Below are 13,051 nucleotides of genomic sequence, written 5' to 3'. Positions count from 1 at the left end.
TATGCAACATATTATGAAACAGGCACAGCAAATGCAAAAGCGGCTTGCTGATGCGCAGGAAGAGGTCGCAAACGAGATTGTGACAGCCTCAACTGGTGGCGGTATGGTAAAGGTAGAGATGAACGGCAGGCAGGAGCTTGTGAGTTTGACGATTAAGAAAGAGATTGTGGACCCAGAGGACGTTGAAATGTTGCAAGATTTAGTGCTTGCAGCTATAAATGAATCTGTTAGAATGTCTCATTCGCTAATGCAAGACAAGATGAAGGAATTAACCGGCGGGTTAAACATACCCGGGCTGTTCTAGCGTGAGTAAAATCAAGCTACTGGAAGACTGCGTCTATGAACTAGCGCGTCTGCCTAGCATAGGCAGAAAAACAGCCACCCGTTTAGCTATGCACATCATCAGAATGAACGCTGACGATGTCCATAAACTAGCCTCTCGGATAACAGCATTTAAGGATAATGCTGTATTTTGTTCTGTTTGTGGCGGGTTATCTGAGAGCGATGTTTGTCCGATATGTACAGATGAATACCGCGATAAAACCTCTATCTGTGTGGTGGAAGAGGTAAAGGATTTGTTTGTTGTAGAACAGACGGGTTATTTTAAGGGAGTTTATCATGTGCTTGGGGGCAAAATATCGCCGCTAGAGGGGATTGGTCCAGATAATCTGCGTATAGATGAGCTTATAGGGCGTATAGCTGCTGATAGAGTGAAGGAGGTAATCCTTGCTACCAACCCCGATGTTGATGGGGAGACGACAGCAACGTATTTAGCGCGCAAGCTGAAACATTTCACGGAGCTGAAGATTACGAAACTAGCTAGCGGCATACCGCTGGGGACGCATATTGAATATGCTGATGAGATGACTATGTTGCGCGCCATAGAGGGGCGCAGACAAGTATAGATGTGAATATTATTGGAGGATAATATGAAAGGCTTATTTAGAGTATTTTTAGTGTTTGCGCTATGCATCGCATTTAGCGTAGCTAGCTTTGCGGCTAGCAAGCAAAAGGCTACTAAGGCGTATCCGTCTAGGCTACGTTCAGTAGCGGCACTGGGTATGGGCGATGCCAACTACACCAAGAGCGACAGCAAGTATGCGCCGTTTTACAACCCTGCGGGATTGACGCGCATAAAGACGTGGTATGTTGACGTAGCACCAGTGAATGCCTCTCTCGGCACTAACACGATGGACTTTGTGAACGACTTGGACAAGGTAAAGGACGATGACGATGCAACGGTAAAGTTGCTGTTAGACAACATCAACAGTCCGATGACCGCTAATGTTGGCGCATTCCCAGCATTCTATAAGAAAAATATGCTTATAGGTGCTTATGGTGCAGGTAGCGTGGCGATGAACATCACAGGCACGCCAATAGCAGATGTTATAGCTGGCGGTCTTGTTGGTAGTCAATATTGCTATCAAGGCTATTGCATATCACAAGCAGACTATAATGACCTTGTAAATATAATATTACCCAGTTTGGGCATAGTAACGAACCAACAAGTGCCTGCCCTAGACCTTGACTTAGAGGCTGAAGGTGGTGTTGCGCTAGGTATTGGACATAGTTTTGTTCAAGATAAGCTACAAGTGGGCGTTACTCCGCGTATAATAAAGCGTAGCACCTACTATATGTCTTACAACTGGGCAAATGTTGCAGACGGCGATGTGGACTTTAACCTAGACAACACGTCTGATAGCACTATGCTGATGGTTGACGTGGGCACTATCTATAACTTCACTATGGATGGGCTGAATCCACGTGTGGGCTTTGCTCTCAATAATATTAAAGCGGTTAATTCTGGAGACGCTGATGCTATCCCTACCACTGCGACCGTGTCGTTTGGCATATCGCCAACGCTAGGACCACTCAAGACTGATATTATAGTTGACTATGTTGATATAACAGGTGCTTATGAATATGAGGGTGGCTTTATGAAGCACCTGAATGCTGGTATTGAGGCGCGCGTGCTAGCTGACCACTTGGCTGTGCGCGGTGGCATACATCAGGGCTATGCAACATTCGGCGCAGGGATTAACCTATTTGTATTGAAGCTTGACTTTGCTTACTACACCGAAGAAGTGGGCAAGAAAGCGGGCGACTTGAAAGACGAACGATATGCAATAGAGGCTACAATAGGGTTTTAACTTTAGCCACATTTGCAAGGTATCCCCTCCCCAAGGATGACAACTGCTTGTCATCCTTCCCATCTTCTCATTGCGTCTGCATGTGCGGAGTGGGTAAGGGAGGGGGCATTACGTATATCTTGACTGCGGACGGGCGGTAGTTTTTGGACTAATCCACTGGACAAGAAATTTATCTAATGTTATATTCCAAACTAGTGCATTTTTTGGAGCATTTTTATGAATCTAGTTTGCCGCAAAAAAGATATCTTTGAATCTGAAATGGAGTCTATTGTCGTCCCCATGTATGAGGGAGCGCAGTATCTTATGCTTGGTAATGAGATAGCGAGTGCATTATCAGCTATTATCAATGCAGGTTTCTTTAGCGATAAAGAGGAGCGCATAAGGAACTTTTTCGTTACCATAATGGGGGAGACTAAAAAGGTCTATGCTCTTAACATCACAAAAGAGATGAATATTCTGAAAACGGGCGAGAGCAATATTTATGGCTCTGATTATGACCCTCATGCTGTATCAGGTGCATTCCGTGCGCTAGGAGCAACGCTGGGCAGAGCTTTAGTAAAGGACAATATAAAATCAGTTTCAATACTTGCGTTTGAGGATATGTGGGCTACCATTAAGAGGGAGCAGCTTAAACGATTCCTTGATACAAAAAATGAGGCGGTTTTATCAACGGCGGCTATTGTAGGTGGTTTGTTATTGTCTATCTATCGCTATGATATGTTTAAGCACGAGGCTAAGCCTATTGCGTTGCAGAATATAGAGGTGATGACTCGCAGGGACGATGTTATGCAGTTTATGGATGAGACTTCTAATCATAAATGGCTTGAATTGTGCAGACACGTTAACATCGTGCGCGACCTAGTCAACGCACCATCTAATGTGTTGCTCCCTGAAACCTTTGCCGAATATGTGAAAACTAGTTCAATTAGTAGCATTGCTGTAGATGTGCTTGATGAAAATGAGCTGGAGGAAAAGGGATTGCAACTTGTATCAGCCGTTGGACGTGGCAGTGTCAATAAACCGCGCTTTATTATTATGAAGTATAAGGGCAATCACAGCACTGCTAGGCACATTGCTCTTGTTGGCAAAGGGGTGACCTTTGACTCTGGTGGCACTAATCTGAAACCTAGTGATGCTATGGATGATATGCGTTGCGATATGGCTGGTGCGGCTACCGTATTTGGAATTGTAAGTATGATAGCGACTATGGAGTTGCCGATAAATGTTCGGGCATATATCCCATTGGCGGAGAATATAATAGGTGGTGGCGCAATCCACCCGGGCGATATAGTTAGGTCATATTCAGGCAAGACAGTTGAAATATTGAATACTGATGCTGAGGGCAGGTTGCTCCTAGCTGATGCATTGTCGCTAGCTGCCGAAACCAACCCTGAGTATATACTAGATATCGCAACGCTCACGGGTGCTTGTAGTATTGCACTGGGGGATTTCTGTGCGGGCTTATTTTCTAACAGACGTGAGCTTAGCAGGCTGATGTTGGAGTCTTCTCAATGGTGTGGCGAAAGGGTTTGGGAGATGCCGCTTGTAGAGGAATATCTTGAGCAGATAAAGGGCAAAGGTGCTGATTTACAGAATATGTCATCTATCCCGCGCAAGGGCGGAGCGATAATAGCAGGGCTATTTCTACGCGAATTTGTTGGTAGCTGTCCATGGGTGCATTTAGATATTGCGGGACCCGGTTTTTTAGGCATAGAGCATCCGGTGCTTGGCAAAAATGCTACTGGGTTTGGTGTCCGACTGATATATGATTTTATCATTAGAACGCATAAGCGGAACGCAAGGTTGCAAGGCGGGCGTATATATATATGAGTAAGCTAGAAAGGTATGTATCGGTCTTAATATTTGTTTTTGTAGTGTTTGCCGCATGTAGTAGCGCGTATATGTCAAGGCATGCCCAATATACGAAGTATTGGAAAAACTACACTGACAGCTACTATCAGGGCGATGTGCCTATGGTCAGCACGCTGGACGCTTACTATTGGGCGCGCCATGCGGAGGAATACCGTGCTGGTGCGTATGATAATATGTCAAATGATGAGTTAATGTATTATCCAGACGGCATTCGTGTCAAGAAACCTGCACCAATGCTAGTTGTTATGCTTGCCAAGTTGATGCCGTTCTTTGGTGAAAACGTTTATGAGGCGGGGTTGTGGCTTATCCCTATACTTGCGGGGTTATTTATTGTCCCTTTTGCGGTATATTTTTACATTGTAGGCTATCCTGTAGCGGGCATTGTCGGTGGCGTGCTAGCAGCATTCGGCGGCATGTATTATATGCGGACAGGTCCAGGCAGGATAGATACGGACTCATTAAATCTGTTATTTCCGTTTTTAATATCAATGTTTATATTGTTAGCATCTAGGGCTGACAAAAAGCATCTATTGTTTATATTCTCTGCGTTAGCGGGGCTTTCGCAGTTATTATTTTATTGGTGGTATGAGCATGCGTTATTCCTGTTGCTATTTTTGGGTACGCTTGCAGTATCGCTATTTGTCAGCAGGAAGCACAACATAAGGGATATTATCATCTCGGTTGTGGTGTTTATTCTGTTTGCTAACCCGCTCTTGCTGGGGGAGGCAGCAGAAAATCTGCTGGCACTGATGAAGGTGTATTTGTTCAGTCAGGATAATATCGCTGGGGGCTATCCAAATGTGTATAAGACTATAACAGAGGTGCGCAACCTGTCAGCTAATGAAATATTTAATTCGTTCTTTCATCCGGTGGTGTTTTTTATTGCGCTAGCTGGTTTTGTGTTGCTCTGTGTTCGCAATATCAAGCAGATGGTGCCTGCGCTACCTATATTTGTTATGGGTGTTATGGTATTGTTCAGCTCAATGCGTTTTGTGATGTATTTGATACCATTTTTAGGGGCGGGGCTTGGCTATTTAATCAATATTGCGGCTGATAGACTGCCGTTGCGCAATATTATATTTAAGCGTGTATTGGGCTATCTTGCGGGTGTTATGCTCATAGCGGTGGTGGCTGCTGTTCCTAACAGGAGCTTTGTATTTTTTGCGCAGCCGAACGTCTCTATTCCGCCACAACTATACAGAACTTTCAATGTTATGCGCAATACGCTGCCTGAAGGTGCCGCAGTCTACACATGGTGGGATTTTGGTCTTGCTATAGAGGCGCAAGCTAAACTCGCCACATTCCACGATGGTATGTCGCAAAACTCATTAAAAACTTGGCTTATTGCTAGGAGTTTTATATCTGAGCAATCCACTGCATCTAATATTATCAGATATTTAGCTAATAATGGCATTAAAGATGTGCTTGCTAGGGTGGATGACGGTGAGTCTGCATCCAGCATTATAGAGTTGGCGGAGACTTATGCGGCACCGCTTGAAAAACATAATGTCTATATATCGTTCACTAATGATATGATAGGCAAATACACGTCTATTCACTATATTGGCTCTTGGGATGTGGCTACTGGCAAGCAGGGCTACGCTACAAGCGGGATAGTTGGTATGGAGTGTATCCCCTCTGGTGCTGATGAAACTAGGTGTGGCAATGTGCAGGTTGACTTAGCTGTCGGGATGCTCAATGGTAAAGTGCCGTTAAAGCGAATAGTTAGCGTTGACGTGCGCACTGGCAATATAACGCGCTCTAAAGAGACAGGACTATATAGCGAGCTAAATTTTATATCGCTGAATGACGGTGGCGATACCGTGCTAGGCTATGTTGTGCCAGAGGCGGAATATAACACTATGTTTGTGCAGTTATTTTTGCTAGGTAGCTATGATAAGAGCAGATATGCAGAGGTCATAAATATGTATCCGTGGGGTCGGGTCTACGAGGTGAAATGATTATGTATGTAGATGTTGTTGATGTGCCACTGGCTGGCAAGCTGTATGTTTATTGGGAAAATGGCAAGCTCAGTGGTGCTATGTTGAATAAGAGATATGCAGAGCTTGACAAAGTGGCAGAAAAGGGCAACTTAAAGCGTGACTTGCCGAAAGTTTTTGAGTATTTGTCTAACTATAGTAGCTACGAAAAGCCACCGTTTTCTGTAGATTTGCTTAATCTCGGCAAAATGAGTATCTTTGCTAGTATGGTGTATAGGCAGCTCTTTGCGTCAGCTAAGGGGCAGGTGTTCACTTATGGGCAGCTTGCAGCTATTGCAGGCAGTCCTAAGGCGGCTCGTGCTGTTGGTAGCCTAATGGCGAAGAATAAGTTTGTGCTTATCGTGCCGTGTCATCGTGTTGTTAGTGTGGGTGCGTTAGGTAGTTATAGTGCGGGTGGTGTTGGCGTTAAATTAAAATTGCTGGAAAATGAAGGTGTTGATACCAGCAAATGGAGGCATTAAATGGCTGTTTATTACTTTCCCGGCTGTGCGTTGCAGGTCTATAAACCTGCACTAGCTGATAAAATAATATCAATATTGCATGGCAAATATAGCGACATTAGGTTGCTAAACGCTTGTTGCAAGCGCGATATGCCTATCAATGCCGATGACATGTTGTTCACCGCCTGTCCGGGTTGTGAAAACCGTCTAAGCAAGAAATATAACACTAAAACGGTATGGCAGGTGCTAGCCGATATTGACTACGTTTTCCCAAACTACGGTGGGCTTGAGATATCAATGCATGATTCTTGTAACATTCGTGGACGTGAAGATGTCTATGACGGCACTAGAAAGCTGCTTGATAGAATGAATATAAAAGTGGTTGAGTCTAAATACAACAGAGGAGCAAGTCATTGTTGCGGGGCTAGCCTTGTGAGCAAACTATCCATAGACGAGTTGGAAAAGCATAAAAGTGAGCGTTTAGCAGAGTTTCCTGCTAATGATATAGCGGTGCATTGCATGGGTTGCACGCGTAATCTTTATGAGCGCAGTAAAACTATCCACCATTTAGCCGACCTAGTAGCGGGCGAAAAGACTGAGCTAAAGAGCACCTCCAACGCCGACTGGGACAGATGGAAGCTGGAATATGCTGATAAGGTGTGCGTTTAACTTCAATTTTTCGTCTCTATAAAAATATTTTTAATTTTTCCCCTTGACATATTGAAGTATTACTAGTAATCATATATACCTACTATGTTTATGTGATTATTAGGTTATATGGGAGGGGAATTTATGGCATCTCACATTATTGATTTTGTTACACTAGGTGGCAGTTTTGGCACGCATGAGATGCGTGAAGTTTGGTCTGAGGAGAGTAGAATTGCGAAGCATGTAGCTATTGAAGTTGCGCTTGCAAAGGTGCAGGGGGAGCTTGGTGTCATACCGAAAGCCGCCGCCGATAAGATAGCCAGCGTTGATGCTAGCAAGATTGATATTAAAGAGGTAGCAGCTGGCATTGCCAAGCTAAAGCACTCCTTTGTTTCAACCGTCCGCGCTCTGCAAAACCAGTGTGGCGAAGAAGGAGAGTATGTCCACTATGGTCCCACAACGCAAGATATTGTTGACACGGGTATGGTGCTACAGCTGAAAGACAGCTTTGCTATTGTTGAGCGCGATTGCAAATTGATTGCTAATATATTGAAGAAACAGGCTAAACGTTATCAAAACACCCCTATGAGCGGGCGCACACATGGCGTGCAAGCTCTGCCTATCACATTTGGTTTCAAGCTGGCTGTCTATCTTGATGAGTTTGTTCGCCACCTGCAACGGCTGCAAGCCATAAAGGAACGTGTTTTAACGGGTAACATAAATGGTGCTGTCTGCACAAATGCCGCTATGGGTGAGATTGGTTTTGAGGTAGAGCGCAGAACGCTTGCTGCGCTTGGACTAAACGCCCCTAATATCGGCTGGCAGTCGGCACGTGATAGAATTTCAGAATATGCATCAGTAGTAGCATTGATTAGCGGAACGCTTGGAAAAATCGGCAATGAGTTTTACAACCTGATGCGCACTGAAATTAACGAGGTAGAAGAACCCTTTAACGAGGGGAAAGTTGGCTCATCCACTATGCCCCACAAGCGCAATCCCGCGCTCTTTGAGGGGCTAGCGAGCCTGACAGCACCGATATTAAAGGATGTTTCACTTATCTATGGCTCTATGAATATGGAACACGAGCGCGAGGCTATCAGCTGGCGACTGGAATGGCTTGCTCTGCCTGAGATAAATATATATTTATCAGCACAGTTGCAGCTTGCTATCAGCTTGTTGCCGAACATTCAGGTGAACGCTGATAATATGCTCAAAAATTTGAACCTCTTAAATGGGTTAATGTTGTCGGAGCGTATAATGCTGGAACTAGGACATACGGTCGGCAAGCAGACGGCGCATGAGCTGGTATATGATGGGGCGATGAAGTCGCACGAACAAAAACGCCCCTTTAAGGATGTTCTGCTTGAAAACCCGCGCATTAAAGCTACTATTACTGCGGACAAGCTAGACGAACTGTTAGACCCGCGCAAATATCTAGGTGGCGCATTACAAAAGGTAGATGAAGTGATTGCTTATGCTGATAAATCAGGGCTGCTATAATGGCATCTATTAGGGCAGTTAGTCAGGCGGATAGTGCCCCATACAGGGAGCTTCTGCATCTAGCTTATGAGGATAGCGAGCGGCTGGGCATACACTTTGCCGCCTATAATGCCACGCAAGAGCTGATTGAGGAGCATATTGCATCTAACCTCGTCTATCTATTGGAGGAGGATAGCCGTTTTGTATCAACAATCAGCCTGAGGCTACCCTGGGGAAATAATCCTGGACCATTCGGACTACCGCACTTGGGCTGGTTTGCTACACATCCGCACTATTGCAACAAGGGGCACGGAAGAAAGCTCTTTGAGTGGCTTGAACGAAATATACTCAAAAAGCAATTAAAGCTACCTGCGCTTACAGTTGGCACTGCGTTGGAACATCCGTGGCTACCTCAGTTGTATATGCGGTATGGGTTTAAGGAAATAGGCAGGACAAAGCTCACGAGCGACCATACGACTGTGTATTTTGAGAAGATTGTTGATGAAAATTTGTATATAAAATGGGCAAAAGCTCATAAATAAAAGGAGTAGTTATGAAAAGGTTATCATTTGTTGCTTTGGCTCTATTTAGTTTCACCTTTGCTGCTTTTGCTGCAGATTCAAAGGTTTTGAAGGTTGGTTCTACGGGGCAAAGTTTCCCTAATGGGTTCAAACAAGACGGCAAGCTAGTTGGCTTTGATGTTGAAGTGACTGAAGCTATCGCAAAGAAGCTCGGTTACAAGATTGAATGGGTCAATACTGAGTTCGCAGGGCTTGTTGGTCAGCTTGATGCGAAGCGTCTTGACACCATCGCCAATGTATTTTCTATTACACCCGCTAGGCAGGAGAAGTATCTTTACTCTCAGCCTTACAGCTACTACGGCAGTCAGCTTGTAACGCACGTTGACTACAAGGATATCAAAACCATAAAAGACCTTTATGGCAAGCAAGTAGCGGGCGTGCTAGGTTCACAGCATTTGAACAATCTGAGAATTGCTTTCCCTAATGGCGAGGCAAAAATCATCACTTACGAAACACGTGGCGAAGCTATGAAACAGCTGGAGTTGAAGAGAGTTCAAGGATACGTAAATTCAAGACCTATCCTGCTTGCTGAGATTAAGCAACGCAATCTGCCATTCAAGTTGGTGGGCGATGCGCTTGTGAACGAGGCTGTGGGATATCCATTCAGCAAAGATGCTAAGGGAGAAAAGCTGCAAAAGGAATTTAACAAGGCGCTTACTGAACTGAAAAAAGAAGGAGTTATAGCTAAGCTGGCTATAAAATACTTCGGCGAAGACATCTCTAAATAGTTTAAGGGGGGCGGTGTTGTGAGCAAGATAGATTTTGATTTTGGGTTTTTCTTAGAAAACTTCCCAGAGATATTGCCGTATTTGCCTATGACGTTGTTTATAGCAGGTGCGTCTATGTCCTTTGCTATAATAATAGGTCTTGCACTTGCACTTGTGCAAACGCAAAAAGTTCCTGTTTTGTCTTCGCTCGTTACCGCCTATATTTCATTTTTTAGGGCACTGCCGTCAGTGGTGTTGCTCTTCATAGCATACTACGGGCTACCGCAACTGTTCCCCATACTTATACCAGTGGGAGCGGTTACGGTTACCGTAGCATGCTTTTCATTCAAGTTTGCGGCTTATCTGTCAGAGATTTTTAGGGCAGCTTTATCCTCTGTTGATTTAGGGCAGAGGGAGGCGGGGTTAACGGTTGGCTTTAGTATTGCACAGATTTACAGACGCATAATACTACCGCAAGCCTTTGTTATTGCCTTGCCTGCTATGGGTAATGTGCTCATATCGCTCTTAAAAGATTCATCGGTGGCGTTCTTTGTGGGAGTTACCGAGATGTTAGCCGCAGGTAAGATGTTGAGTGCTGCTAACTTCAGGTTCTTTGAAACGTATCTTGCAGTCGGGCTGATGTATTGGGGAATTGTTGTGCTCTATTCTTTTGCGCAGCGCAAACTGGAAAATAAACTCGCCGCTCCGTATAAAAGATAGGGGGGGAAATATGATTGAAATAAAAGGACTATCTAAGAAGTTTAATAACCGCCAAGCGTTGGCAGATGTCAGCCTTGAGGTGTTGAAAGGGGAGGTGCTCTCTATTATAGGGCATTCAGGCTCCGGTAAATCAACGCTCCTGCGTTGCTTAAATTTTCTTGAAAAGCCTGATGCTGGTGAGATACGCATTGACGAAGTGCGATTAAATGCCACTAAATACAGCAGTAGAGACGAGATTGCCATTAGGAGGCAGTCTGCTATGGTGTTTCAGAGTTATAATTTGTTTAGGAATAAGACTGCATTAGAGAATGTAACGGAATCCTTGATATACACGAAAGGGTTCTCTAAGGCAGATGCTCGCGCATTGGGCTTGGAGCTGCTGGAGCGGGTCGGATTGCTACCGCAGGCGGCGCAGTATCCTATTACACTATCAGGCGGGCAACAGCAGCGTGTGGCTATTGCTAGGGCACTTGCTGTGGACCCTAAGGTAATATTGTTTGATGAGCCGACCTCTGCGCTAGACCCAGAGCTTATCAATGAAGTTTTAGACGTTATTCAGAACTTGGCGCGTGAAAAAACTACAATGATAATCGTCACCCACGAGATGGAGTTTGCGCGCAAGGTGTCAGACCACGTTATATTTATGGCTGATGGACAGGTTGTGGAGCGTGGTAGCGCACGGCAGCTGTTTGAACGCCCCAGTGATGAGCGAACTAGACGTTTCCTGCGCCAAACAGGTGAAATAGAAGAATATGTTATCTAAACTAATTAACGCTATATTCACAAGTGCCCCCGTAGCGGATAAAGCCGTTGCAGAGTGCGCTATAAATGGCATTACGGACTACTTTGCATCTAGCCTGCAAGCTCGTGATAACGACTATGCTAAGATACTATTAAAATGGCTCATAGACGAGGGCGGCACAGACAAATATATGCTAGTTGGGCAACACCGCACAGCCACCGCTAGGCAGGCGGCACTGTTCAACGGTTTTCAGGCGCACCTGCTAGACTACGATGATGTGCATCAGGATATTCGCGGGCATCCGTCATCGGTTGTTTTGTCAGCACTTTTAAGCAGTGTTGATGAAAACACGGACGGCAGGCGATTTTTATCAGCTTATGCTATAGGTGTAGAGCTTATGGCGCATCTTGGCACGGCAGTTGGCGATTGGCACTATTCGCGGGGCTGGCACAATACTGCCACGCTTGGAGGTATCGCTGCTACCGCCGCTATTTGCTACTTAAATAACGAACGAGACATCATAAAAACTGCCTTGGCAATAGCGGCAACGCAGTCATCAGGCTTGCGACTAATGTTTGGCACACCTATCAAGCCACTCCACGCAGGACTTGCGGCGCAGGCTGCTGTTCAAGCAGTCGGCTGGGCTAAAGCGGGGCTTGTTGCTGATAGAGACTTATTTGATAATAAATGGGGCTTTTTGGCAGTCTATAGCATAGGCAAAGAGCAGTTAGATTTTGATAGTTTTGGAGTGAACGGCTGGCGCATAGCGAAACCGGGCTTATGGTTCAAGAACTATGCTTTTTGTACGGCAGGTTCATTTGTAGCAGACGGTGCAAAGGCACTATACGCCGAACATAAGTTTAGTGTTGATAATATTAGTGAGATAAACATTAGTTTTTCAGGGGGCGGGGACGATGCCCTTGTTATAACCGAGCCTAAAACTGGGGAACAGGGGAAGTTTTCTGCTGAATACATAGCGGCACTTGCTCTGCTAGGTGAACCGTTAAGCATAGAACAATTTTATCCGGTGCCTATTGAACCGAGCGTTTTGTCTGTGATGAAACGGGTTAAACGTGTCCATCTAGGCGGAGATTATAAAATGGGTCATGGGCGGTTTGCCGATGTAGAGGTGGTGTTGGCTGACGGCTCCCGCCATAGCAAGCGAACCACATACCCGCATGGTAGCCCCAGAAATCCATACGGGGCGGAACAATTTTATGAGAAACTACAACGGGCTATACAAGATAACGCTGCAGCTGATAGACTATACGGCGCAATACGTGGGCTATCACAAGGTGGCAAAATTAATGGCTTGACATTGCCCTCTCAGGCAATTGCTCGTGAAACTCATTAGCAATATCAGCATAGCTTTTGCTTATCAGCTGACGAGAAAACCTTTAATCGCCTCAAGTGAATACCGCTAGCATTTAATAACTTTCCTCTTGACAATCTCCCCTTTTTCTGCTATAGTTCACATACAATTTAGTTAAGCTATGAGGGAATCAGGCTGGTGGAAGTTCTTTATGTATATATGTTATGTATATATTTAGGGGTATTCTATCAGCTTTTTTTATTTGTTTAGTAGTTGCAGGGAGGATTGGGTATGTCATTTAGTGTTTATACTAATACGGCGGCTGTGTTGGTGCAGGGAGGTATCAGCAGTAGTGCGAAGGCATTATCACATTCAATAGAGGGGTTATCTAGTGGGTTGC

The 13,051-nt window shown here is 45.0% G+C and carries 13 protein-coding genes; all 13 read left to right on the top strand.

The window, feature by feature from the left end; all coding sequences use genetic code 11:
• The first annotated feature begins 1 nt into the window (after position 1).
• The 13 genes from AC1MDJ_RS04845 to AC1MDJ_RS04785 all read left to right on the top strand — a co-directional run bounded on the left by AC1MDJ_RS04845 (position 2) and on the right by AC1MDJ_RS04785 (position 12,693).
• Positions 2–304, top strand: coding sequence for a YbaB/EbfC family nucleoid-associated protein (locus tag AC1MDJ_RS04845; protein ID WP_479689826.1), 303 nt, complete (start codon positions 2–4; stop codon positions 302–304).
• Between the two features lies 1 nt (position 305).
• Positions 306–905, top strand: a complete 600-nt coding sequence (recR, locus tag AC1MDJ_RS04840) for a recombination mediator RecR (RefSeq protein WP_479689825.1) — start codon at positions 306–308, stop codon at positions 903–905.
• A 24-nt stretch (positions 906–929) separates the two neighbouring features.
• Positions 930–2,150, top strand: coding sequence for a conjugal transfer protein TraF (gene traF, locus AC1MDJ_RS04835; RefSeq protein WP_479689824.1), 1,221 nt, complete (start codon positions 930–932; stop codon positions 2,148–2,150).
• Between the two features lie 216 nt (positions 2,151–2,366).
• Positions 2,367–3,980: a leucyl aminopeptidase family protein gene (locus AC1MDJ_RS04830; protein ID WP_479689823.1), complete on the top strand. Its 1,614-nt coding sequence runs from the start codon at positions 2,367–2,369 to the stop codon at positions 3,978–3,980.
• Positions 3,977–5,983, top strand: coding sequence for an STT3 domain-containing protein (locus tag AC1MDJ_RS04825; RefSeq protein ID WP_479689822.1), 2,007 nt, complete (start codon positions 3,977–3,979; stop codon positions 5,981–5,983). Before AC1MDJ_RS04830 ends, AC1MDJ_RS04825 begins: the two co-directional genes overlap by 4 nt.
• A 2-nt stretch (positions 5,984–5,985) precedes the next feature.
• On the top strand, positions 5,986–6,483 hold the full coding sequence (locus AC1MDJ_RS04820; protein ID WP_479689821.1) for a methylated-DNA--[protein]-cysteine S-methyltransferase: 498 nt from the start codon (positions 5,986–5,988) through the stop codon (positions 6,481–6,483).
• Positions 6,484–7,131, top strand: a complete 648-nt coding sequence (locus AC1MDJ_RS04815; protein ID WP_479689820.1) for a heterodisulfide reductase-related iron-sulfur binding cluster — start codon at positions 6,484–6,486, stop codon at positions 7,129–7,131. It begins immediately after the preceding gene.
• A gap of 123 nt (positions 7,132–7,254) precedes the next feature.
• A complete protein-coding gene (gene purB / locus AC1MDJ_RS04810; RefSeq protein ID WP_479689819.1) occupies positions 7,255–8,610 on the top strand; it encodes an adenylosuccinate lyase in 1,356 nt (451 codons plus the stop codon).
• On the top strand, positions 8,610–9,131 hold the full coding sequence (locus tag AC1MDJ_RS04805) for a GNAT family N-acetyltransferase (RefSeq protein WP_479689818.1): 522 nt from the start codon (positions 8,610–8,612) through the stop codon (positions 9,129–9,131). The genes purB and AC1MDJ_RS04805 overlap by 1 nt, the downstream gene beginning before the upstream one ends.
• An 11-nt stretch (positions 9,132–9,142) precedes the next feature.
• Positions 9,143–9,898: an amino acid ABC transporter substrate-binding protein gene (locus AC1MDJ_RS04800; RefSeq protein WP_479689817.1), complete on the top strand. Its 756-nt coding sequence runs from the start codon at positions 9,143–9,145 to the stop codon at positions 9,896–9,898.
• A 27-nt stretch (positions 9,899–9,925) separates the two neighbouring features.
• Positions 9,926–10,597: an amino acid ABC transporter permease gene (locus tag AC1MDJ_RS04795; RefSeq protein WP_479689827.1), complete on the top strand. Its 672-nt coding sequence runs from the start codon at positions 9,926–9,928 to the stop codon at positions 10,595–10,597.
• 10 nt (positions 10,598–10,607) lie between these two features.
• Positions 10,608–11,360 (top strand): amino acid ABC transporter ATP-binding protein, encoded by a 753-nt coding sequence (locus AC1MDJ_RS04790; RefSeq protein ID WP_479689816.1) that lies wholly within the window; start codon positions 10,608–10,610, stop codon positions 11,358–11,360.
• The gene (locus AC1MDJ_RS04785) at positions 11,350–12,693 is read left to right on the top strand and encodes an MmgE/PrpD family protein (protein WP_479689815.1); all 1,344 of its coding nucleotides are present in this window, start codon (positions 11,350–11,352) and stop codon (positions 12,691–12,693) included. Before AC1MDJ_RS04790 ends, AC1MDJ_RS04785 begins: the two co-directional genes overlap by 11 nt.
• Positions 12,694–13,051 lie beyond the last annotated feature (358 nt).

It is taken from the genome of Candidatus Termitispirillum reticulitermitis, assembly GCF_054655775.1.
Note: the sequence above shows the minus strand (reverse complement) of the source record. Positions and strands in the feature narration are given on the sequence as shown.